Annotated in this window: 21 protein-coding genes and 2 pseudogenes; 10 read left to right on the forward strand and 13 right to left on the reverse strand. The window is 64.3% G+C overall.

Annotated features, from left to right (window positions below; all coding sequences use genetic code 11):
- The first annotated feature begins 105 nt into the window (after positions 1-105).
- The gene (locus N181_RS18440) at positions 106-651 is read left to right on the forward strand and encodes a Pycsar system effector family protein (RefSeq protein ID WP_037428342.1); all 546 of its coding nucleotides are present in this window, start codon (positions 106-108) and stop codon (positions 649-651) included.
- Positions 652-719: 68 nt separating this feature from the next.
- On the opposite strand, the gene N181_RS18445 is transcribed toward N181_RS18440, so the two are convergent.
- The gene (locus tag N181_RS18445) at positions 720-1,406 is read right to left on the reverse strand and encodes a GntR family transcriptional regulator (RefSeq protein ID WP_037435118.1); all 687 of its coding nucleotides are present in this window, start codon (positions 1,404-1,406) and stop codon (positions 720-722) included.
- A 201-nt stretch (positions 1,407-1,607) separates the two neighbouring features.
- Here N181_RS18445 and N181_RS18450 point away from each other — a divergent pair, with 201 nt between their 5' ends.
- The 6 genes from N181_RS18450 to N181_RS18475 all read left to right on the forward strand — a co-directional run bounded on the left by N181_RS18450 (position 1,608) and on the right by N181_RS18475 (position 8,600).
- The gene (locus N181_RS18450) at positions 1,608-2,654 is read left to right on the forward strand and encodes a 4-hydroxythreonine-4-phosphate dehydrogenase PdxA (RefSeq protein ID WP_037428347.1); all 1,047 of its coding nucleotides are present in this window, start codon (positions 1,608-1,610) and stop codon (positions 2,652-2,654) included.
- A 75-nt stretch (positions 2,655-2,729) separates the two neighbouring features.
- Entirely contained in the window at positions 2,730-3,716 is a 987-nt protein-coding gene (locus N181_RS18455) for a tripartite tricarboxylate transporter substrate binding protein (RefSeq protein ID WP_037428349.1), read from the forward strand.
- 99 nt (positions 3,717-3,815) lie between these two features.
- A complete protein-coding gene (locus N181_RS18460; RefSeq protein WP_037428351.1) occupies positions 3,816-4,316 on the forward strand; it encodes a tripartite tricarboxylate transporter TctB family protein in 501 nt (166 codons plus the stop codon).
- A gap of 34 nt (positions 4,317-4,350) precedes the next feature.
- Positions 4,351-5,886, forward strand: coding sequence for a tripartite tricarboxylate transporter permease (locus tag N181_RS18465; RefSeq protein ID WP_037428354.1), 1,536 nt, complete (start codon positions 4,351-4,353; stop codon positions 5,884-5,886).
- Between the two features lie 52 nt (positions 5,887-5,938).
- Positions 5,939-6,880, forward strand: coding sequence for a sugar phosphate isomerase/epimerase family protein (locus tag N181_RS18470; RefSeq protein WP_060563649.1), 942 nt, complete (start codon positions 5,939-5,941; stop codon positions 6,878-6,880).
- Positions 6,881-6,884: 4 nt separating this feature from the next.
- Entirely contained in the window at positions 6,885-8,600 is a 1,716-nt protein-coding gene (locus tag N181_RS18475) for a dihydroxyacetone kinase family protein (RefSeq protein ID WP_037428358.1), read from the forward strand.
- 261 nt (positions 8,601-8,861) lie between these two features.
- On the opposite strand, the pseudogene N181_RS18480 reads toward N181_RS18475, so the two are convergent.
- The 8 genes and pseudogenes from N181_RS18480 to phnG form a co-directional block, all read right to left on the reverse strand.
- Positions 8,862-9,784 (reverse strand): annotated as a pseudogene (locus tag N181_RS18480) (IS110 family RNA-guided transposase).
- Between the two features lie 231 nt (positions 9,785-10,015).
- On the reverse strand, positions 10,016-10,630 hold the full coding sequence (locus tag N181_RS18485; protein ID WP_037428367.1) for a DapH/DapD/GlmU-related protein: 615 nt from the start codon (positions 10,628-10,630) through the stop codon (positions 10,016-10,018).
- The gene (phnL, locus tag N181_RS18490; RefSeq protein ID WP_037428371.1) at positions 10,627-11,334 is read right to left on the reverse strand and encodes a phosphonate C-P lyase system protein PhnL; all 708 of its coding nucleotides are present in this window, start codon (positions 11,332-11,334) and stop codon (positions 10,627-10,629) included. The genes N181_RS18485 and phnL overlap by 4 nt, the downstream gene beginning before the upstream one ends.
- A gap of 64 nt (positions 11,335-11,398) precedes the next feature.
- Positions 11,399-12,175 (reverse strand): phosphonate C-P lyase system protein PhnK, encoded by a 777-nt coding sequence (phnK, locus tag N181_RS18495; protein WP_037428374.1) that lies wholly within the window; start codon positions 12,173-12,175, stop codon positions 11,399-11,401.
- Positions 12,172-13,064: pseudogene (locus tag N181_RS18500) on the reverse strand (alpha-D-ribose 1-methylphosphonate 5-phosphate C-P-lyase PhnJ). The gene phnK and the pseudogene N181_RS18500 overlap by 4 nt, the downstream one beginning before the upstream one ends.
- Complete coding sequence (locus N181_RS18505) at positions 13,061-14,167, reverse strand: carbon-phosphorus lyase complex subunit (RefSeq protein WP_037428381.1); 1,107 nt, start codon at positions 14,165-14,167, stop codon at positions 13,061-13,063. The pseudogene N181_RS18500 and the gene N181_RS18505 overlap by 4 nt, the downstream one beginning before the upstream one ends.
- A gap of 4 nt (positions 14,168-14,171) precedes the next feature.
- Positions 14,172-14,774, reverse strand: a complete 603-nt coding sequence (gene phnH / locus N181_RS18510) for a phosphonate C-P lyase system protein PhnH (protein WP_037428383.1) — start codon at positions 14,772-14,774, stop codon at positions 14,172-14,174.
- The gene (gene phnG, locus N181_RS18515; protein ID WP_037428385.1) at positions 14,774-15,244 is read right to left on the reverse strand and encodes a phosphonate C-P lyase system protein PhnG; all 471 of its coding nucleotides are present in this window, start codon (positions 15,242-15,244) and stop codon (positions 14,774-14,776) included. The genes phnH and phnG overlap by 1 nt, the downstream gene beginning before the upstream one ends.
- Before the next feature lie 97 nt (positions 15,245-15,341).
- On the opposite strand from phnG, the gene phnF reads away from it, so the two are divergent.
- Complete coding sequence (gene phnF / locus N181_RS18520) at positions 15,342-16,079, forward strand: phosphonate metabolism transcriptional regulator PhnF (protein WP_037428387.1); 738 nt, start codon at positions 15,342-15,344, stop codon at positions 16,077-16,079.
- Here phnF and N181_RS18525 read toward each other — a convergent pair.
- Positions 16,076-16,480, reverse strand: coding sequence for a DUF1905 domain-containing protein (locus N181_RS18525; RefSeq protein WP_234885920.1), 405 nt, complete (start codon positions 16,478-16,480; stop codon positions 16,076-16,078). The genes phnF and N181_RS18525 overlap by 4 nt on opposite strands.
- 28 nt (positions 16,481-16,508) lie before the next feature.
- On the opposite strand from N181_RS18525, the gene N181_RS18530 reads away from it, so the two are divergent.
- Entirely contained in the window at positions 16,509-17,903 is a 1,395-nt protein-coding gene (locus tag N181_RS18530; protein ID WP_037428388.1) for a selenium-binding family protein, read from the forward strand.
- Positions 17,904-18,089: 186 nt separating this feature from the next.
- Positions 18,090-18,716 (forward strand): hypothetical protein, encoded by a 627-nt coding sequence (locus N181_RS18535; protein ID WP_037428389.1) that lies wholly within the window; start codon positions 18,090-18,092, stop codon positions 18,714-18,716.
- Positions 18,717-18,723: 7 nt separating this feature from the next.
- Here the strand turns inward: N181_RS18535 and N181_RS18540 are convergent, their stop codons facing one another.
- From N181_RS18540 to N181_RS18550, 3 genes are all read right to left on the reverse strand, one after another.
- Positions 18,724-19,410, reverse strand: coding sequence for a glutathione S-transferase family protein (locus N181_RS18540; protein WP_037428390.1), 687 nt, complete (start codon positions 19,408-19,410; stop codon positions 18,724-18,726).
- A gap of 48 nt (positions 19,411-19,458) precedes the next feature.
- Entirely contained in the window at positions 19,459-20,049 is a 591-nt protein-coding gene (locus tag N181_RS18545) for a VOC family protein (RefSeq protein ID WP_037428391.1), read from the reverse strand.
- A 112-nt stretch (positions 20,050-20,161) separates the two neighbouring features.
- Positions 20,162-21,472 (reverse strand): phenylacetate--CoA ligase family protein, encoded by a 1,311-nt coding sequence (locus N181_RS18550; RefSeq protein WP_060563650.1) that lies wholly within the window; start codon positions 21,470-21,472, stop codon positions 20,162-20,164.

Here is a 21,472-nt window from a genome sequence, read left to right on the forward strand (position 1 = left end):
GAATCCAGTGGATTTGCGCGGGAGAAAAGTCAAGCGCCCAGTTTTGGGCATATGTTATTGCCGCGCTGGTGTAATAAAGAGGAGACAGGAAGCAAGGGGGCACGCATGGATCTAGGGGGAAACCTGTACAAGCTCGAACCTTCAAGTGAAGGAGAGGGCCACGAGGTCGCGCAGAGCGCCTATTACGATCACATCCAGAAGATCAATGATGTCTTTTCCGATCAGATCAAGATGTCCGATCAGAAGGCAGCCTATATTTTTACCTTCATGTTTGCCTTTCTGGTCTCGTCCGAAGAGGGTCGCAACGTGTTTACTTGGCAGCGCTACATGGAAGGCGAGATGCTGCCGGCGATATTCTCGGCCACCATGGCACTGGCTTCGATATTCTCGCTCATTGCCGCCATCCTCGTCGTTCTGCCGAGGAAGGGCGCCACGTCTACGACCCTCTTCTGGGGTGCGTGGAGCGCGCATCGTGACGAGTTCATCGATGCGGCGGGCCGCGGTGATTCGGGCTATCTGTTTCGCCAGTATGTGGACAATGCCGACGTGCTCTCGGCGATCGCCTGCAGCAAATACCGCTTCGTCATCGCCGCCTTCCGCGGCCTTCTGGTGACGGTGCTAGCCTACGTCTGTCTGCTGGCAATCCCCTGAACCTCGGCGGAGACCGTAACCAACCTTGCTGAAAAGTGGCGTGCGCCACCTCGGCCGGCTGGTCGCGCCTACACCGAGTCGCGCACCCGTTCCCAGGCCTTCGTGAGGTGCCGCCCCAACACTTCCGATAGTCTCGCCTGATCGCGCGCCTCGAGCGCGGCGATCATCTCCTCGTGCTCGGCGACGGCGGCGGCCCATTTCTCCGGGCCCTCATGGCCGATGAAGCGGATGCGCTTCAGGCGCGTCTGCAGCACACCGTGCATGTCGGCCAGCGCAGCATTGCCGGAAAGCTGAGCGATCGCCGTGTGGATCTGCTGGTTCAGCTTATAATATTGCAGCCGGTCGCCCGCCTTGTATCGGCTGACCATCTCGTCGTGCAGCGCCCGCACCTCTGCTATCCCCGCATCGCTTGCGGCCTCGCAGGCAAGCCGGCCGGCGAGTTCCTCGAGCGATCGCAGCACCGTCAACATGTCCTGGACGTCCTTGGCGCTGAAGCGCTTGACGACGGCGCCGCGGCTCGGCACGAGCTCGACCAGGCCCTCGCTCGCCAGATATTTGATCGCCTCGCGAAGCGGCGTGCGCGACACGCCGAGCTGTTCGCCAAGCTGGCCTTCGTGTAGGCGGGTGCCGGGCGCAAGATCGCCCTCGATGATCATGTCACGCAGGTGGCTGACCAGCGTGTCGTGCAGCGCGGTGCGCCGGATCGGCCCCGGGCCGCCTTCGGGCCGCCGCTCCAATGATGTGATTTCGTTCATTTTTCCCGTTCTGCGCTCAGGCCGGTGACCGGTCTCCGTTCCCACGACCACTCGATTGAATCAGCGGTGTCTCATTCAAGCATGGAGACAGGCTTCGCCAGCGTCAACAAAAAATGCTGCATACAGAATACAAAAGACTTGATGCAGAATTTTGAATAACGTATGACATCGATTAACGCGGGAAGACGGAGGAGATCTCACATGACGAGCAATGGTGCGGCTGAAGCAAAGGGGCGACGTCCTGTCATTGCGCTGGCCATGGGCGATCCGGCCGGGATCAGTCCGGAACTGACGGCGCGGCTGCTGGCGCTCGACGAAGTCCGCTATGCGGCACACATTGTCGCGATCGGGGACCGCCGCATCCTTGACGAGGGTGCGAAGGTCGCCGGCGTCGAACTCGATCTCGAGACCGCCTCGCTCGAAACGTTCGATAATATCGGCACCTCGCGTCACCTCTTCGTCGATCTCAAGCATCTCGACCCGGCCGACGTGGTGCGCGGCGAGGCTACGCTTGCCGGCGGCGCCTTCGCCACCCGGAATTTCCGCGCGGCGCTGGAGCTGGCGCATGCCGGCAAGGCCGATGCGGTCTGCTTCACGCCCTTCAACAAGAAGGCGATGCGCTTTGCCTATCCGGGCTATGACGACGAGATCCGCTTCGTCGCCGATGTGCTTTCCTTCACCAGCAAGGTCCGCGAGTTCAATGTTCTCGAAAAAGTATGGAACGCCCGCGTCACCTCGCACATTCCGCTGTCGGAGGTGGCGCGGAGCCTTACGGTGGAAGGGATCGTTGCCGAACTCGAGCTGACCCGGGCCTGCCTCAGGAATGCCGGCCATGACGAGGCGAAGATCGCGGTCGCCGGGCTCAACCCGCATGCCGGCGACGGTGGCAGCTTCGGCATGGAAGAGATCGACATCATCGAGCCCGCCGTCGAAAAAGCCAAGGCGCTCGGCTTCAACGTCGAAGGGCCGTTCCCGGCCGACACGGTATTCGTGCGGGCGCTGAAAGAAGGCTTCCACGCGGTGCTGACGATGTATCACGACCAGGGCCAGATCGCCATGAAGCTGATGGGCTTCGACAAGGGCGTGACGATGATGGGCGGGCTGCCATTTCCGCTCTGCACGCCCGCCCACGGCACGGCCTATGACATTGCCGGCAAGGGCATTGCCGATGTCGGCGCCAGCCGTGAAGCGATTCTGCTTGCGGCCCGCATGGCGAGGAAAAACAGGGGTCTCTCGGCGGCCGCCTGAATTCGCACGCTTTCAAGCCATACCGGCGTCAGGGGAGGTCTTGCGCCGGGATCCAACTCAACGGGAGGACCAGATATGAAGAAATCCGTCTCTATCGCATGCATTATGGCCGCCGCCTTCGGCGTTGCCGCGCCGGCCGCGGCCTTCGAGCCGAACCGACCGGTGGAATTCGTCGTGACCGCCGGCCCCGGCGGCGGCACGGACATTTTCGCGCGCACCATCCAGGCGATCATCGCCAAATACGAGCTGATGAAGACGCCGGTCGTTGTCACCAACAAAGGTAGCGCCGGCGGTGCGGAAGGCTTCGTCTACACGGCCGGCTACAAGGGCGACGCCCATAAGCTCGCCTTCGGCACCAACAATGCCTACCTGCTGCCGGTTCGCGCCAAGGTGCCCTACAAGGCCGAGGACCTGACGCCGGTTGCCGCGCTGGCATCCGACGAATTCGTTCTCTGGGTCAACGGCAAGGCCGACTACTCGACCGCCGCGGACTTCGTCGCCAAGGCGAAGGAAGGTGGCTTGAAGATCGGCGGCAGCCAGTCGAAGGACGTCGACCAGATCCTCACTTCGATGATCAACGACGCGACAGGCGCGAAGATCAACTACATCCCGTTCAAGAGCGGCGGCGAGGCGGCCGTTCAGCTTGCCGGCGAGCATATCGACGCCAATGTCAACAATCCGAGCGAGAACCTCGGTCAGTGGCAGGCCGCCATGGTCAAGCCGCTCTGCGTCTTCAAGAGCGTCAAGCTTTCGAGCGACGCCAAGGTCGCCGGTGAGAAGGGCTGGGGCGATATCCCGACCTGCAAGGAAGCCGGCATTCCGATCGACAACTATTCGATGCCGCGCACCGTCTGGCTGCCGGGCGGCGTCGAGCCGGATGTCGTCCAGTTCTATGCGGATGTGATGCGCAAGGTTTCGGAAACGCCGGAATGGGCCAAGTATCTCGCAGACACGTCGCAGTCACCTGTCTATCTCAGCGGTAACGAGCTCAAATCCGCCGTCGAGGTGGACGGCGCCGCGGTGAGCGAAGTGCTGAAGCGCGAAGGCTGGCTCGCCAACTGAGGCAAATGCCTGGCGGGCGCTCGATATTGAGCGGAAAGCGGGCGGACATGCTCGCTATCCCGCTTCAGGCGCCCGCCAGCGTTTCGAAAGGTTACGATCATGAGTGAGAACAGTGCGAACGGGATCTCCCGCTTCACGGTCGAGCTTGGTGTCGCGGCGCTGACCGGCGCCTTCGGCGTCGCCGTCTGCTACGGCTCTCTCGATATCGGCGCCGGCTGGAGCGAGATGGGGCCGGATGCGGGCTATTTCCCCTTCTATATCGGCCTTCTCATCGTCTTCGGCAGCCTCGTCAATATTGTCCAAGCGTTCCTCAAGCATCGCGGCACCGGAGAGGTCTTCATCGACGCCGGCCGCGCCAAGGTGGTCGCCTCCTTCCTGCTGCCGCTAATTGCCTTCGGCGCTATCGCCGCCTGGCTCGGGCTCTATATCGGGACGGCGATCTATATCGCCGCGACGATGTTCTTCCAGGGCCGCTATAAATGGTGGATCGCGTTGCCGGCAGGGCTCGGCGTCTCGCTCGCCTTCTTCCTCATCTTCGAGATCGGCTTCCAGGTTCCGCTGCTGAAGGGACCGGTCGAAGCCTGGTTCGGGATCTACTGACCCGGCCGAATGCATTGCCTGCGGGAGGAATGACATGGAAAATATCGGTCTCCTGATCGACGGCTTCGGCCACATCCTGAGCTGGAACCATATCCTCTTGATGATGGTGGGCGTGACGCTCGGCATCCTCGTCGGCGTGCTGCCCGGCCTCGGCGCGCCGAACGGCGTGTCGCTGCTTCTGCCGCTGACCTTCTCGATGGATCCGATTTCGGCGATCATCCTGCTCTCCTGCATGTATTGGGGGGCGCTGTTCGGCGGCTCGACGACCTCGATCCTCTTCAACATCCCGGGCGAACCGTCCTCCGTCGCCACCACCTTCGACGGCTATCCGATGGCCAAGGCCGGCCAGGCGAGCCGGGCGCTGACACTCGCCTTCGTCTCGGCAGGCCTCGGGGCGCTCGCCGGCGTCGTGATGATCACGCTGCTTTCCGGCTGGGTCGCGAATTTCGCGCTGAAATTCTCGTCGCCCGAGTATTTCGCCGTCTATTTCCTCGCCTTTGCCAGCTTCATCTCGATGGGCGCGCAATCGCCCTTCAAGACGCTCGTCTCGATGATGCTCGGCTTTGCGCTCGCCTCGATCGGCATGGACACGATCTCCGGCAATCTGCGGCTCACCTTCGATATTCCCGAACTCATCAAGGGCGTGAGCTTCCTGATCGCCGTCATGGGCCTCTTCGGCATCGGCGAATTGTTGCTGACGACGGAAGAGGGCCTGCGCTTCGAGGGCATCAAGGCACGCGTAAAGCTCGCCGAGATCGGCCGCACGCTGGTCGAGATCCCGCGCTACTGGCTGACGATCGCCCGCTCGACGATCATCGGCATCTGGATGGGGATCACGCCAGCCGGCCCGACCGCCGCGTCCTTCATGAGCTATGGCGTTGCCCGCCGCTCGGCACGTGACAAATCGATGTTCGGCAAGGGCGATCCGCGCGGCGTCGTGGCGCCGGAAACCGCCGACCATTCGGCCGGCACCTCCGCCCTGCTGCCGATGCTGGCCCTCGGTGTGCCGGGTTCGGCAACCGCCGCGGTGATGATGGGCGGGCTGATGATCTGGGGCCTGACGCCCGGTCCGATGCTCTTCACCGACCGGCCGGATTTCGTCTGGGGCCTGATCGCCTCGATGTATCTCGGCAATGTCGTCGCCGTCTTTCTGGTCATTGCGACCGTGCCGCTCTACGCTTCGATCCTGCGCGTGCCCTTCTCGATCATCGGGCCGATCATCGTCGCGGTGATCTTCTCGGGCGCCTACCAGGTCGCGAATTCGGTCTCGGACATTTTCCTGGTCATCGGCTTCGGCCTCATCGGCTATGTCTTCAAGAAGCTCGACTATCCGCTGGCACCGCTGGTCCTTGCCATGGTGCTCGGCGACAAGGCGGAGGACGCCTTCCGGCAATCGATGCTGATGTCCGGAGGCAGCCTCGATATCTTCTGGTCGAACGCGCTGGTTGCCGGTCTGATGACGCTCGGCCTGGCGCTGCTTCTCTCGCCGCTTGCCTTCTGGCTGATCGGCACCTTGCGCAAGCGCCGCCACGACGCCGCTCCGCATGGCGACGGCAACGCGGCGGCCTGATCCGGCCGCTGCAGAATACCCGACTTAATTTCCAAATCTCGAGGAGTCGACCATGGCGCCAGGCAAATGGAACCGTGACAACTGGCCGATTGCGGCCGCGATGATCCAGTACCCGAACCTGCTGCCGGACGGTCGGTCCGTGCAGGACCAGTCGGTGGAGGAGTGGGCCGCGACGCTTACCGACGTGGTCGATGCCGGCTTTACGGAACTCGACCCGACCGATAGCTGGATCCGGCTCGCCGATCTATCCCCCGATCGGCTCGAAGCGTTCGTCGGGTTGACCCGATTCCTCGGTCTCACCATTCCGGCGATCTCCACCTCGCGGCGCAGCCTGATCGACCCCGAGCATGGCGACGATTATCTCGCCTATGGACACCGGCTCATCGAGACTGCCGCCGCTGTCGGCGCAGGCTCCGTCTCGTTCGGCTTCTTCGGTCCGCTGACGGAGGCGCAGAAGAAGGTGCTGTGGTTCTGGACCGTCGATGGGCCGAAGAACCCGGATGACGCGGCGACCTGGCAGAAGGCGGTTTCGCGGGTCCGCGCGCTCGGCCGTCATGCGGAAGATCTCGGCGTCGAAGTCTCGCTGGAAATGTACGAGGACACCTATCTCGGGACGGCCGACAGTTCCGTGCGCTTCGTCGAGGAGGTCGGGCTCGCCAATGTCGGCATCAACGCCGATCTCGGCAACCTCGTCCGTCTGCACCGCCCGGTCGAACATTGGCAGGAAATGATGGCAAAGGTTGCGCCCTTTGCTAAATATTGGCACGTCAAGAACTACAACCGTACGGAGGATGCGGCATCGGGGCTCATCGTCACCCACCCGGCCCCGCTCGAATTCGGCGTCATCAATTACCGTGCGGCGATCCGCATGGCGCTGGCGCACGGCTTCGACAGCCCCTTCCTCTGCGAACATTACGGTGGCGACGGCCTTTCCGTCAGTGCCGCCAATCGCGATTATCTGAGGCGCATCCTGCCTCGCGAAGAGGGACATTGAAGCGATGACGACGATCTTTGACGCTCCGGAAGATTTTGCCACCACTGCGCTCGCCGGTTTCGCAGCGATCTATGCCCGCAATGTCCGCCTGGTGAAGGGCGGCGTGGTGCGCTCCACCAAGGTGCCGAAGGGCAAGGTGGCCGTGGTGATCGGCGGGGGCTCCGGCCACTATCCGGCCTTTGCCGGCTATGTCGGTCCGGGCTTGGCCGACGCGGCGGTTGCCGGCGATGTCTTCGCCTCGCCGTCGACGGCCGCCGTCGCACGTGTCTGCCGCCATGCGGACCAGGGCGGCGGCGTGCTGCTCGGCTTCGGCAACTATGCGGGCGACGTGTTGAACTTCGGGGTCGCGGCCGAGCGGCTGCGCGCCGAAGGCATCGACGTGCGTGTCCTGCCGGTGACCGACGACGTGGCAAGCGCTTCGGTCGAAACGCCCGCCAAGCGCCGCGGCATCGCCGGAGACCTCGTCGTCTTCAAGATCGCCGGTGCCGCCGCCGAGGCGGGGAAGTCACTCGACGAAGTGGAACGCCTCGCCCGTCTTGCCAATGACCGCACGGTGTCGTTCGGCGTCGCCTTTGGCGGCTGCACCCTGCCGGGCGCCGCCGGGCCGCTCTTCACCGTTCAGGAGGGCCAGATGGCTTTGGGTCTCGGCATTCACGGCGAGCCCGGCATCAGCGAAGAGAAGATCTCGACTGCAAGCGATCTTGCCAAGCTGCTGACCGGCAAGCTCGTCGCCGAGCGCCCGGCCGGCACGACAAAGGTCGCCGCGGTTCTGAACGGCCTCGGCTCGACCAAGTACGAAGAGCTCTTCGTTCTCTGGACGGCGGTTGCCAAGGAACTGGCGAGGGCAGGGCTTGAAATCGTCGATCCCGAATGCGGCGAGTTCGTCACCAGCCTCGACATGCAGGGCTGCTCGCTGACGCTTCTTTGGCTCGACGACGAGCTGGAAGCACTCTGGCGCGCGCCCTCGGATGCGCCGGTGCTGCGCAAGGGCGCTATCATCGCCGCCGAGCCTGCGACGGATGAGATCGTCGATGCCGACGGACCGCAAAGCTTTCCTGCCGCCTCGGAAGCCTCGCAGCAGAGCGGTAAATGCATCGCGCAGTTGATCGGCACTATCGCCGACGCTCTGAAAGAGGCGGAAGAGGAACTCGGCCGCATCGACGCCTTCGCCGGTGACGGCGACCACGGCCAGGGCATGCGCCGCGGTTCGGCCGCCGCACTCGAGGCGGCGAAGGCGGCGGTTGCGGCGGGTGCAGGCGCGGCGAGCGTCCTTGCGGCCGCAGGCGATGCCTGGGCCGACCGCGCCGGCGGCACATCCGGTGCTATCTGGGGGCTGGCGCTCCGCTCCTGGAGCAATGCCTTCGGCGATGAAGAGACGGTCAGCGACGCAGCAGTCGTCAAGGGGGCAAGGCTGGCGCTCGACGGCGTCACGCGGCTCGGCCGGGCGCGTGTCGGCGACAAGACGCTTGTCGACGCGCTGGTGCCGTTCGTCGAGAGGCTAGAAAGAGAGGCCGCCGCGGGCAAGGCGCTCGTTGATGCCTGGAACGCTGCGGCGAAGGCGGCGCAGGACGCGGCCGATGCGACCTCCAGCCTGACGCCGAAACTCGGCCGCGCACGGCCGCTTGCGGAGAAGAGCATTGGCCATCCGGATGCGGGTGCGGTTTCTCTGGCGCTGGTGGCGCGGGTTGCGGGTGAGTTCTTGAGGGCGACTCAGGCCTAAGGAAAGACCCCTCCCCAACCCCTCCCCACGGGTGGGAGGGGCTTACCGGGCGGCACCGCTCCGACTCCATCTTAGCCTTGTGCTCGACGCGATAGTTGGAAGTTGGCGGGAGATTGAACGCGACGCTGTTCAAGAGGAAGACGGGCTGAGTCGTCACTGCGCTCGAACTCAGCATCTCCACAATTGACCACGGCGAGGGCCATATGCCAAGGGCGCCGCGGGGAAGCCCCTCCCACCTGTGGGGAGCGACTGTCTTGGACGTCAAGCGCTTTGCCATGGTTTCTGGTCCCGCATGATGGCGTTGAGAATGGTGAGGAGCTTGCGCATGGTGGCGACGATGGCGACGATCTTCGGCTTGCCGGCGGCCACGAGCCGATCGCGGAAGGCCTTGAGCAGCGGGTTGTGCTTGGCGGCGACGAGGGCGCCATGAACAGGGTGGCGCGCACCTTGTCGCGGCCGCCGCCGATGAAGCGCTTGCCCTGCCAACGGCCGGATTGCCGGGTCCAGGGCGCCAGGCCGGCGAGCGCGGCGATCTGGCGGCGGTCGAGCAGCTCCGGCATCTCGGCCAAGAGCGTGCGGGCCGTTGCCGGTCCGACCCCCGGGACGGAGACGAGCAGCTTCTCCTTCACCCGCCAGACGGCTGAGTTGCGGATATGGTCATCGAGATCGGCATCGAGACTTTGCAATTCGCGCCGAAGTGCGGTGAGCAGCCGCTTGATGCTCTTTTGCGCCTGACGGCCGATGGCCGTGCGGGCGCGGTTCTCCTCGGCGACGATCATCGCCACAATTTGCCGCCGGCGGGCGACGAGCTCCGCCAGAGCCTGGGTTTCGCCATCGCGCAGCGGCCGGATCTGCGGCCGGGTGGCGGCGACAAAAGCAGCGATCACCGCCGCATCGATCGCATCGGTCTTGGCGTGCCTGCCGAGCGCCTGGGCATAGGCACGCACCTGGGCCGGATTGACGACGACAACGGAAAGACCCGCCGCCGACAGGCCGGCAACCGCCAAACGCTCGTAGCCGCCGGTCGCCTCCAGCGCCACCGCCTGCGGCGCCAGCGCTATCAGCCGCCCGGCCAGTTCCTCGACGCCGGCGTGATCGTTGCCGACGGCAAAGGCCTCACCCGACGGCACCACCTGAACATCCAAGCGGTCCTTCGAAACGTCAATTCCGACGATAACTTCCATCTTTCCCCATCCTTGCCTAAGCGGGCTTCGAAGCGTCGAGCGGCCCTGGCGACTGTTCGGGTTCGATGGAACGGCGGACGGCGACCCTGGCTCCCCAACGGGATCGTCACCGTCCCAACCGGTTGTCGGTCTGCCATCCGCCACCGCAGCCATAGCCATAGCACAAGCGGCAGCTTTCAAGTTACAAGGGGTTGGGGAGGGGACTTGTGCGCACGATGAGCCGCGCTGTCGTCACCCGTACCGCACCAAAAACTCCTCGGCCGTCAGCTCCCGGAAATCATCGAGCGCGCGGCGCAGTTTGGCATGGCCCCAGTCCCACCAGGCGAGCCGGTCCATGGCCTCGCCGATCTCGGCCGTGAAGCGCTCGCGGATCAGCTTGGCGGGCACGCCGCCGACGATCGTGTAGGGCGCAACGTCCTTCGAGACGACTGCGCCGGCACCGATCACGGCGCCGTTGCCGACAGTGACCCCAGGCAGGATGGTGGCGCCGTGACCGATCCAGACGTCGTGGCCGATCGTCACGCGGTTCTGCCGGCGCCACGCGAAGAGATCGTGATCGGGTTCGGCGTCGTCCCAGTACATCGGGGCGCGGTAGGTGAAATGATGCAGCGTCGCCCGCCAGGTCGGATGGTTCGTCGCATTGATGCGCACGGCGGCGGCGATGTTGACGAACTTGCCGATCGTCGCGCACCAGATCGAGCCGTCCTGCATGATGTAGGAATAGTCGCCGAACTCGACCTCGTCGAGGCGCGAGCGTTCCTGGATTTCCGTGTAGCGGCCGAGCTTCGAATTCGTGACGCTGGCGGTGGGATGGATGAAGGGTTCCAGACCAAGCTTCTGGCTCATGCGGCGTGCTTTCTCGGCGAAAACTCGGAAACGTCGATGATCCGGTCGGCGACCGCGTCGCGGACTTCCGCGTCGTGGAAGATGCCGACCAGCGCTGTCCCTTGCGCCTTCTTCTCGGCGATCATCCCGACCACCACGGCGCGGTTCTTCGCGTCGAGCGAGGCCGTCGGTTCGTCGAGCAGCAGGATCCGGTGATCGATGATGAAACCGCGGGCGATGTTGACGCGCTGCTGCTCCCCGCCGGAGAAGGTGGCGGGCGGCAGCGCCCAAAGTTCCTTCGGCAGGTTGAGTTTCGCCAGCAACTCAGCGGCGCGCTCGCGCGCTTCTTCGGACGCGACGCCGCGCGCGTGCAACGGTTCGGCGACGATATCGAGGGCGGAAACGCGCGGCACGACGCGCAGGAACTGGCTGACATAGCCGAGCGTGGTGCGGCGCACCTCGAGCACGGTGCGCGGCTCGGCATCCGCAAGGTTCACGAGCCGTCCGTCGTGCTCCATTAGGATCTGGCCTTCGTCGACGCCGTAGTTGCCGTAGAGCATCTTGAGGATCGAGCTCTTGCCGACGCCGGAGGGTCCACCGAGCACGACGCATTCGCCTGATTTCACCGAGAAGGAGACATTGGCGACGACCGGCAGGCGCACGCCGTCGCGCAGGTGCATGGTGAAGCTCTTGGCGACTTCTGAAACGACAAGGGGAGTGGCCATGACTTTACTTTCTTTTCCGCGTGATCTTGTCTGAAAACCGGATTCCACTTTTCGGGATCATGCGTCAGACCTGCAAGATTGAGGAAACGAGGAGCTGCGTGTAGGGCTCGCGCGGGTCGTCGAGCACCCGGTCGGTGAGGCCCTGCTCGATGACGGCGCCATCCTTCATCACCATCATCCGGTGCGAGAGGAGCCGGGCGACGGCGAGGTCGTGGGTGACGATGATCGCCGCAAGCCCGAGGTCGTGGACGAGGCCGCGCACCAGATCGAGAAGGCGGGCCTGCACCGAGACGTCGAGGCCGCCGGTCGGCTCGTCCATGAAGACCAGACGCGGCGCGGTGACGAGATTGCGGGCGATCTGCAGGCGCTGGCGCATGCCGCCGGAAAAGGCACGCGGCTGGTCGTCGATCCGGTCCTCTTCGATTTCGACGCGCCGCAGCCAGTCGCCGGCGGTTGCGCGGATATTGCCGTAGTGCCGGTCGCCGACCGCCATCAGTCGCTCGCCGACATTGGCGCCGGCCGAGACGGTCATCCTGAGCCCCTCGGCCGGGTTCTGGTGGACGAAACCCCAGTCCGTCCGCATCAGGAAACGGCGCTCGGCCTCGCCCATATGGGCCAGATCGCGGTAAAGCCCGTCGCGCATGTGGTATTCGATCATGCCGGAACTCGGCATCAACCGGGTCGAGAGGCAGGAAAGGAGCGTCGTCTTGCCGGAACCGGACTCACCGACGACGGCAAGCACTTCGCCGGGGTAGAGCTCGAAGGAGACGTTGCGGCAGCCGATGCGGCTTCCATAGAACTTCGAGACGTCCTTGACTTTGAGAAGCGGCACGGCGCTCATTCTGCAGCCTCCTGGCTTTCAGGCTTGGGGCGGGCGAGCATGGGGCCGGCATGGCCATGCGCCTGTCGGTCTTCGCAATGGTCGGTGTCGGAGCAGACGAACATCCGCCCGCCCTTGTCGTCGAGCACCACTTCGTCGAGGTAGACACTCTCGGCGCCGCAGAGCGCGCAAGGTTTGTCGAATTTCTGGATCTCGAAGGGGTGGTCCTCGAAATCGAGGCTGACGACCTCGGTATAGGGCGGCACCGCATAGATGCGCTTCTCGCGGCCGGCGCCGAAGAGCTGCAGCGCTTCCGACATGTGCATCTTCGGATTGTCGAATTTCGGCGTCGGCGACGGATCCATGACATAGCGGCCCTCGACCTTGACCGGATAGGCATAGGTCGTGGCGATGTGGCCGTTACGGGCGATGTCCTCGTAGAGCTTCACATGCATGAGGCCGTATTCCTCGAGTGCATGCATCTTGCGCGTCTCGGTCTCGCGCGGCTCGAGGAAGCGCAAGGGTTCCGGGATCGGCACCTGATAGACAAGCGTCTGGCCCTCTTTGAGCGGTTCCTCGGGAAGGCGGTGGCGCGTCTGGATGATCGTCGCATCCGTCGTCTTGGTGGTGACGGCGACATTGCGACCTTCTGGAAGAAGGTGCGGATCGACACGGCATTGGTCGTGTCGTCGGCGCCCTGGTCGATGACCTTCAGCACATCGTCCGGTCCGAGGATCGAGGCGGTGACCTGCACGCCGCCGGTGCCCCAGCCATAGGGCATCGGCATTTCGCGCGAGGCGAAGGGCACCTGATAGCCCGGAATGGCGATGGCTTTGAGGATCGCCCGGCGGATCATCCGCTTCGTCTGCTCGTCGAGATAGGCGAAATTGTAGGTGGCAAGATCGTTCATTCGGCGGCCTCCTTGATGCCGTCCTTCCCGCCGGCGCGGGCGGCCTCGTACTCGCGGCGCATGCGGCGCACCAGGTCGAGCTCGGCCTGGAAGTCGACATAATGCGGCAGCTTCAGATGCTCGACGAAGCCGGTCGCCTGCACGTTGTCGGCATGCGAGATGACGAATTCCTGATCCTGAGCGGGGGCGACGATATCCTCGCTGAACTCGTCGGTGCGGAGCGCCCGGTCGACGAGCGACATCGACATGGCTTTCCGCTCGCTTTGCCCGAAGACGAGGCCGTAGCCGCGGGTGAACTGCGGCGGCTCAGTGGCCGAACCCTTGAACTGGTTGACCATCTGGCACTCGGTGACGCGGATGGTGCCGAGCGAGACGGCGAAGCCGAGTTCCGGCAGATCGAGCTCCACCTCCACCTCGCCGATCCGCACCTCGCCCACGAAGGGGTGGGTGCGGCCGTAGCCGCGCTGGGTGGAATAGGCGAGCGCCAGCAGGAAACCTTCATCGCCGCGGGCAAGCGCCTGCAGGCGGAGGTCGCGCGGCATCGGAAACTCCATCGGTTCGCGTGTAAGGTCACCCGCGACATGGCCTTCCGGCATCTCTCCGTCGCTTTCGATCAGCCCTTCGCCATCGAGAATGTCCGAGACCCGCATGACCTGTTCGCCGGGTTCCTTCACGGCGGGTGCCGCGACAGCCGCGTCGCCGTGGAGCCCCGGATCGAGCAGGCGGTGGGTGTAGTCGAAGGTGGGGCCGAGGAGCTGGCCGCCGGGTAGGTCCTTGTAGGTTGCCGAGACGCGCCGCTCGACCTTCATGTTCGCCGTGTCGACCGGCTCGGAATAGCCGAAGCGGGGCAGCGTTGTACGGTAGGCTCGCAGGATGAAGATCGCCTCGATCATGTCGCCGCGCGCCTGGCGCACGGCGAGCGCGGCAAGCGAACGGTCGTAGAGCGAGGCTTCGGCCATGACGCGATCGACGGCTAGCCCAAGCTGCTCGACGACCTGCTCGACGGTGATCGAAGGCAGCGACCGATCGCCGCGGCGGCGGTCGGCAAGCAGGCGGTGGGCGTTGGCAATGGCGGCTTCCCCGCCTTTGACGGCTACGTACATGCTCCTACTCCCGCTCGAGTTTGGTCGTGCGCGGCAGGCAGAGCACCGCGTCGCCGGCCGTCAGCACCAGGTCGATGCCGCGCGGGAAGATCGCCCGGTTCGCGGTCCAGAGGTCGAGAAAGACGTCCGGCAGGCCGATGGGGGCGATGATAACCGCCTCCTTGATGCCCGGCCCCCGGGCGACCAGCGGCAAACCGCCCGCCAGCGCCTCGACCTCGACGACCAGTGTGGTCGAGCGGTCGGGATACTCCTGGGTGCCGAGGGCGAACTGATCGAAGCCCGGGACCGCAGCACCCTTCTCGACGAAGGCGAAGCGCGCCTCATCCTTGGCATCGGTCACGCAGGCGCCGGTGTGGAAGGCGATCCATTGCGGCACGGCGGATCTGGAGAGTGCCGGTGAGAGCCAGACGGGGGCGTCGTGGTCGCAGAGCGTCAGTGCCACGGCGCCGCTGGCGTTGCAGAGCGGCGAGGGCGGTGTGGCGGACGCCGAAAGGCGGCCCAGGGTGCCCGGCCGGGCGAAGCCGTCCATCAACGTGCGGAACACGGATTGCGCCGCGAAGACCGGGTCGGCGAAAGCGCCGGCGTAGGTTTGCGAATGTGGGCTCATCAATCCTCTCCCCGCACCATGGTGAAAAAGTCCACTCGGGTCGCGGCCGTCTCCTCGGCCCTTTGTCGGTCTTCGGCTTCGAGGCGGGCGGCGATCAGCCGCTGCAGCGCCTCGACCGCCGGGCGCCGGGCATCGTTCTGAAAGAGCGCATCGAAGATCGCGGCATAGCGCGCCCGCTCCCTGTCGGTGCCGAGCAATTGCCCGTGGCCGACCTCGCCGGTCGAAAGCCGCACCGTGGCGCGCGACACAGTCGCCTCGCCGAGATTGAAGGGATCGCCGCCGCCGCCGATGCGGCCGCGCACCATGACGAGCCCAGTCTCCGGGCCGCGCACCGGCGCCACTTCCGGCTTGTCGGGGATCGCCTCCCAGGCGGCGGAGAGTTCCGCAAGCGTGGCGCGCGCCAGCAGCCGCATACCTTCCTTGCGATCGGCCGCCTCCGGCGGGGTTTCATGTTTCTTGCTCGCATCCATTCGCTTCACCTAAAATGTCTATTGATCTAGACAACTATACATCTTATACCATTCCCTAGCGGTCGGAAATGACAGGCTTGTGACATCGGTGGCAAAAATGGCAGTGAGAAAAACGGTCGAGCGGCAGACCGGCGTGGCGCTCTGGCGGCAGATCGCCGACCGCATAAGGCTGGCAATCAGCAATGGCGATTACGACGCGACCGGCATGGTGCCGCCCGAGACGGCCCTGGCACAGGAGTTCGGCGTCAACCGCCACACGGTGCGCAGCGCGCTTGCGGCGCTTGCAGACGAAGGGCTCGTCCGCGCCGTGCAGGGCCGCGGCACGCTGATCGAGCGCAAGGAGCGGGTCACCTATCCGATTTCGCGCCGGACGCGCTTTTCGCAGGGACTTGGCCGGCAGGTGAAGGAAATCGGCACGAGGCTTTTCGCCCATGCCCAAGTGCCGGCGAGTAGCGAGATTGCCGCGGCGCTCGGCCTGCCCCCCGGAGCGGCGCTCATCGAGCTCAACACCGTCAGCAGCGGCGACGGCCGGCCGCTCTCGACGTCGATCAGTTACTTCCCCGCCGAGCGTTTTCCGCGGATGGCGGAGGAATATGCCCGTCTCGGATCCGTCACCAAGGCCTTCGCCGCGCAGGGGCTCAGCGACTATGTTCGCGCCTCGACGGAAATCGTCGCGCGCCATGCGGAAGCGGAGGAACTGGCTCTGCTGCAGCTTTCACCGGGGGCGATCGTCCTGGAAGCGCACGCGGTCAATACCGATCTCGATGGTCGGCCGGTCGAATATGCGCGGACGCGCTTTGCCGCCGACCGGATGAAGCTCCGGATCGAGACTTAGCGCGCGTCCAACGAAAGCTTGATCCGGATGCTCTGGCCGGCGGCCAATTTCTCCTTTCTCCGAACCTCTGCCTTCACCGGCAGCAGAAACGAACCCGATGCCTTGTCCGGGAAGACCGAGGTCGTCCATTCGGTTTTGCCGATCCGCACGATCACCGCTTCGCTACGCCAGCCGCGAGCTTTCGGCTCGGCCAGGAATTTGATTTGTCCGGCAATATCTGCCGGCAGCGTCACGAAATGCCAGCCGCCCTTCCCGAGATAGAGCCAGAGATCCGCGTCGAACTCGAATTCGGCCATCTGTCCTGCTTTGCGACCGCTCGTCGCCATCCCCTCAAATGGGGCAAAGGCGCCGCATTTCCGACCACTTTCTGCCGCATCTACTAAGCTTGCATCAGGATCCACGCATTGTCTTCTCCGGGGAGAAACGAAAATGACGACGTGGCGACCCGATCCCTCCTTCTATCCATCTCCGCGCATGGCCGCCAAGGCGCCGAAAGAGACGTTTGCCTATGTCGCCGCCTTCGACCCCGACCGGCAGCGGCCGGACGCGATCGCCGTCGTCGACGTCGACCCGGCGTCGTCGAGCTATTCCAAGATCGTCGGGCAGGTCGAGATGCCGAATGTCGGCGATGAGCTTCATCATTTCGGCTGGAATGCCTGCTCGTCCTGCCTGTGCCCGAATGCGCCGCATCCGCATGTCGAGCGCCGCTATCTTGTCGTACCGGGTCTGAGGTCGTCGCGGCTGCACATCATTGACACGAAGCCCGATCCCCGGAACCCGCAGATCGTCCGGGTCATTGAGCCTGAGGAAGTCGCGGAACGGGCCAACTATTCGCGGCTGCACACCATTCATTGCGGACCGGAAGGCATTTATGTCAATGCGCTTGCCGACCGCGACGGCAAGGCGCCGGGCGGCATCTTCCTGCTCGACCACGACAGCTTCGACGTGCTCGGCCAATGGGAAATGGACCGCGGGCCGCAGAGGCTTGCCTATGATTTCTGGTGGCACCTTGGCCATGACACGATGATCACCAGCGAATGGGGGACGCCAGACACGTTCGAGAACGGGCTCGTTCCGGAAGTGCTGCTCGGTTCGCAATATGGCCGTAGGCTGCATTTCTGGGATCTGCATACGCGCAAGCACCTGCAGGAGATCGATTTCGGCGAGGAACACCAGCTCGTCTTCGAGTTGCGTCCCGCCCATGATCCCACCAAGGCCTATGGTTTCGTCGGCTGCGTCATCAGTCTCAGGGACCTCTCGGCGTCGATCTGGACCTGGTACCGCGACGGCAATCAGTGGGCGGTGAAGAAAGTGATCGAGATACCGGCCGAGCCGGCCGATCCCGACCTTCTGCCGCCCGTGCTCAAGGGCTTCAAGGCGGTGGCGCCGTTGGTGACCGACATCGACCTCTCGATGGACGATCATTTCCTCTACGTGTCCTGCTGGGGTACCGGCGACATGATCCAGTACGACGTTTCCGATCCGCTTTCGCCGAAGGAGACGGGCCGCGTCAGGATCGGCGGGATCGTGGCGCGCGCGACCCATCCGAAGGCGTCGAATGGTGCGCTGAATGGCGGGCCACAGATGGTGGAAATCAGCCGCGACGGAAAACGGGTCTATTTCACCAATTCACTCTACGGCGCCATCGATCCGCAATTCTATCCCGAGGGTTTAGACGGCTGGATGGCGAAGCTCGACGTCGGCGACAATGGCGGCATCTCCTTCGACGAGACGTTCTTCGTCGACTGGCCGAAGGGCCACCGCCCGCATCAGGTTCGGCTCGAAGGCGGCGACTGCTCGTCCGATTCCTACTGCTATCCGTGAGAACGGTCGGGGCGATGGCAAGCGGTGGGCCCCTCATCCGGCCTGCCGGCCACCTTCTCCCCGCGAGCGGGGACAAGGTAAATGCCGCGCCGTCCCAAGTCCCGGGGAGAGGGCTAGGGTGAGGGGCATTTAAGGACCAATGCGATTTCTTAGGGAGAGCCGGACTGTGCGGCCGCACCACCGTAAATGACGAACCTTTGGCCTTGGCTAACGCTGGCTGGCCTTGGCGCGTTTCACGGCGCCAACCCGGCGATGGGTTGGCTTTTCGCCGTGGCTCTCGGGCTGCATCGGAAAAGCGCCAGGACCGTCTGGCTGTCCCTTGTCCCGATCGCCATCGGCCATGCCTTTTCCATCGCGGTGGTGCTGGCCGTGGTGGTTGCATTCGGGGCGGTCATGGATCTGCGCAGCCTGCAGCTCGTCGCCGCCGCCTTCATCCTGGCCTTCGCCGGCTACCTTGCTATTTACGGACACCGCCACCGCGTCAGGGTCGGCATGCGCGCCGGCATGGCAGGGCTTGCCGTCTGGTCCTTCCTGATGGCGACGAGCCACGGTGCCGGGCTGATGCTCGTGCCGTCGGTCTTGAGCCTATGCCTCGCGGATCACGCCGGCATGGCCGGTACCACCGGCTCCCTTTCCGTTTCGCTTGCGGCCGTTGCCGTCCATACCGCTGCCATGCTCGCCGTGATCGCGGCCATTGCCCTGATCGTGTTTACCTGGCTTGGCCTTTCCGGCTTGCGCTCCGCATGGATCAACTTCGATCGCCTCTGGACGCTGGCGCTCGGCGCGACCGGCATCCTCCTGCTGGTCTGGTGATCCAACTCTACAAAGACTTCACATAGTCGATATAGCCGCGGACATCGGCAGCCGGCTCGCTGTAGGCGTCGCCCAGCGACGTTTCCATGTCCTTTACATAGGTCTTGGCCCAGTCCGGCAGGGAATAGTCGATTGCGGCGAGGAACTCGAGCGTCGAGGCAAGCCTTATGTCGGCAATCGATGGCGTGTCGCCGCCGATGAACGGCTTGTCGCCCATATAGAAGGCGCGGAAGACTTCGAGCGGTTCGGCGAGCGCCTCCGCGGCCGCCCCGCGGGCTCGTTCCTTCGTTTCGGCGTCCGCGTCGCTGAAACCGACCTCGCCCGGATATTGCGGGAAATTGAGAGCCGGGTAGGTGGCGCGAGCCAGATAGGGATAGAAGGTGCCGATTAGGTAGAACATGGCGCTGTCGATCATTGCGCGCGCCTCGGGGTCCTTCGGATAGAACTGATCGAGCCCGTGCCTGTTGCAGAGATATTGCATGATCGCGCAGCTTTCCCAGAGCGCGCCCTTGGGCAGCTCCGCCGTTTCGATCATCGGCGTCAGGTGCGACGGCGCCCGCGCCAGATACTCGGCCGAGCGCGTCTGTCCGTAGACGTCATGCTCGGCAAAATCGAGCTTTGCGGCCCTTAAGAAGACGCGCACCGTCATGTTGTTGACGCTGGGCTTGATCACGTTCAGCTTTATCGTTGCCATCTGTCTTCCTCCCTGTGCTTGCCTGAATTGTTTCGAGGATTTCCGCGATCATGATGATCCATAGGGGTCCTTCGGGGCGCGGTCAGCCGACAGCGTCGGCCGGGCGCTTTCGACCAGCGCCTCGATCGCGTCGGCGAGATGCACTTCGGCGATGGCGTAGTCGCCGCGCGCCAGCCTGATGTTGTGCGCCTCCATCAGCACCTCGGCGTGGGTGTGGCCGGCCGGCGGCTCGAAGCGATAGGAGGCAAGCTCGATCAACAGGCCGAGCGGATCTTCGAAATAGATCGAGTCCATGAAGCCGCGATCCTTGACGCCGCTGTGGCGGATGTTGCGCTCGTTGAGGCGCTCGACCGCCTGCTGAAACGTGGCGCGCGAGACGGCGAAGGCGATGTGATGAACGCATCCGACATCGGTCGACGTGCGTTTCGGATCGGGCTTGCGGTTTTCGTCGGTGAACACGGTGATCAGCCGCCCGTCGCCCGGGTCGAAATAGAGGTGGCTCTCCGACGCCTTGTCGAGGTTCGGCTGCTCGAAGATGAAGGGCATGCCGAGAATGCCCTCCCAGAAGTCGATCGATGTCTGCCGGTCCGCGCCGACCAGCGTGATGTGATGGACCCCCTGTGCTTGAAGCTTCCTCATTGCCGTCCTCCCAGTTCTTTTTCCAGCGGCTATCGGCGGGGAACCGCTCCGCTATTCCTCATCCCGTTTCTTCTCGCAATCGCGGGAGCGCAAAACCGCTTCGCACTTTTCCTCATCGCGCTTGGTGCTGCACGAGTTTCGACTTGTATTCGCTGCGCTGAAGCGTGCCCCAGGGCACGAGTTCTATCCGGCTGGAAACGACGAGCATGTCGCGGATGCGATTCCGGATCGTCTCGGCAAGCTCCGGCGTGCCTTCGCCATCTTTGGCGAGTTCCACCGAAACCGGCAAGGGCGGCTCCTGTCTGGCGCCTGCGGCTAAGGGCTTTATCAGGATGACGCCGCTGACGGCGGGCGCAAATTCGTTCACCACGTCGCGGATAGCCGAGGGAAAGACATTCACGCCGCGGACGATCAGCAGGTCGTCCGTCCGGCCGATGCAGCGCACCCGCGGCGCCGTCCGTCCGCATCGGCAAACAGAGGTCCATATCTCGACATGGTCACGGGTGCGAAACCGCAGCATCGGGGCGGCCCGATGGCGAAGATGGGTGAGCACCAGTTCGCCTTTCGCGCCATCCGCAAGGGCGATCGACGTTTCGGTTTCAGGATCGATCAGCTCGACATGGACGAAGCCGCGGGCGCCGAGATGCATGCCGCATTGTTCCTCGCATTCGCCCCACAGCGACACACCGATATCGCCGATGCCCATCGCCTCTGTGACCTTCGCGCCCCAATCCTCTTCAAGCCGCGCCCGCAATTTCGCTTCGCCGCCGCCGGGCTCGCCGGCGACAAGCAGCCGGCGGACGCTGGACCCTTGGAGATCGAAGCCGCGATCGGCGGCCCATTCACCGAGATAGGCCGCATAGGATGGCGTCATCACCGCTGCCGAGGGCTTTAACAGACGGATCGCGGTCATCAGGCGCTCGGTGTTTCCCGTGCCGACCGGGATATGGCACATGCCCAGCCGGTCGAAGGCACCGAGTGCGGCGCCGGCAGCGAAGGGCCCGGCGTTATAGGTCGAAATGATCGCCTCACCTCGCTCTATCCCCGAGGCCGAATAGCTGCGCGCCGACGTCGTCACCCAATTGTCGAGATCCTGCGCCGTCAGCGGAATATAGCTGGGCGTTCCGGTCGTGCCACTCGTGGAATAGATGCGGACGATCCGGTCCGTCGGCACGGCGACATGGGCTCCCATCGGTTCCGCTTCAGTGCAGCTCGTCCGGATCTCGCTCTTCTCGGTCAGGGGAAGTTCGGCCATCGCGTCAAGTCCGCCGATCTCTTCGGCAGTTTCGAATCCGGCATCGCGGAGTTTGCCTTGATAGAAGCGCGAATGCGCCATGAGGTATGCGATCTGTTTCCGGTAGAGCGCGTCGTCCAACCGGATCTGGTCGAGCCAAGGAAGCGTTTCGACATCGGGCTCGAACAT

The sequence above is a fragment of the Sinorhizobium fredii USDA 205 genome, from assembly GCF_001461695.1.
GTDB lineage: Bacteria > Pseudomonadota > Alphaproteobacteria > Rhizobiales > Rhizobiaceae > Sinorhizobium > Sinorhizobium fredii.

Bases quoted from the DNA above. Each gene is read 5' to 3' on its own strand.
- N181_RS18460 (WP_037428351.1), top strand. From the start codon at position 3,816: ATGAGTGAGAACAGTGCGAACGGGATCTCCCGCTTCACGGTCGAGCTT.
- phnK (WP_037428374.1), bottom strand. From the start codon at position 12,175: ATGAGCGCCGTGCCGCTTCTCAAAGTCAAGGACGTCTCGAAGTTCTAT.
- N181_RS18465 (WP_037428354.1), top strand. From the start codon at position 4,351: ATGGAAAATATCGGTCTCCTGATCGACGGCTTCGGCCACATCCTGAGC.
- N181_RS18440 (WP_037428342.1), top strand. From the start codon at position 106: ATGGATCTAGGGGGAAACCTGTACAAGCTCGAACCTTCAAGTGAAGGA.
- N181_RS18535 (WP_037428389.1), top strand. From the start codon at position 18,090: ATGACGAACCTTTGGCCTTGGCTAACGCTGGCTGGCCTTGGCGCGTTT.
- N181_RS18470 (WP_060563649.1), top strand. From the start codon at position 5,939: ATGGCGCCAGGCAAATGGAACCGTGACAACTGGCCGATTGCGGCCGCG.
- N181_RS18445 (WP_037435118.1), bottom strand. From the start codon at position 1,406: ATGAACGAAATCACATCATTGGAGCGGCGGCCCGAAGGCGGCCCGGGG.
- N181_RS18545 (WP_037428391.1), bottom strand. From the start codon at position 20,049: ATGAGGAAGCTTCAAGCACAGGGGGTCCATCACATCACGCTGGTCGGC.
- N181_RS18455 (WP_037428349.1), top strand. From the start codon at position 2,730: ATGAAGAAATCCGTCTCTATCGCATGCATTATGGCCGCCGCCTTCGGC.
- N181_RS18475 (WP_037428358.1), top strand. From the start codon at position 6,885: ATGACGACGATCTTTGACGCTCCGGAAGATTTTGCCACCACTGCGCTC.
- N181_RS18550 (WP_060563650.1), bottom strand. From the start codon at position 21,472: ATGTTCGAGCCCGATGTCGAAACGCTTCCTTGGCTCGACCAGATCCGG.
- N181_RS18530 (WP_037428388.1), top strand. From the start codon at position 16,509: ATGACGACGTGGCGACCCGATCCCTCCTTCTATCCATCTCCGCGCATG.
- N181_RS18485 (WP_037428367.1), bottom strand. From the start codon at position 10,630: ATGAGCCAGAAGCTTGGTCTGGAACCCTTCATCCATCCCACCGCCAGC.
- phnG (WP_037428385.1), bottom strand. From the start codon at position 15,244: ATGGATGCGAGCAAGAAACATGAAACCCCGCCGGAGGCGGCCGATCGC.
- N181_RS18450 (WP_037428347.1), top strand. From the start codon at position 1,608: ATGACGAGCAATGGTGCGGCTGAAGCAAAGGGGCGACGTCCTGTCATT.
- phnF (WP_037428387.1), top strand. From the start codon at position 15,342: ATGGCAGTGAGAAAAACGGTCGAGCGGCAGACCGGCGTGGCGCTCTGG.
- N181_RS18540 (WP_037428390.1), bottom strand. From the start codon at position 19,410: ATGGCAACGATAAAGCTGAACGTGATCAAGCCCAGCGTCAACAACATG.
- phnH (WP_037428383.1), bottom strand. From the start codon at position 14,774: ATGAGCCCACATTCGCAAACCTACGCCGGCGCTTTCGCCGACCCGGTC.
- N181_RS18505 (WP_037428381.1), bottom strand. From the start codon at position 14,167: ATGTACGTAGCCGTCAAAGGCGGGGAAGCCGCCATTGCCAACGCCCAC.
- phnL (WP_037428371.1), bottom strand. From the start codon at position 11,334: ATGGCCACTCCCCTTGTCGTTTCAGAAGTCGCCAAGAGCTTCACCATG.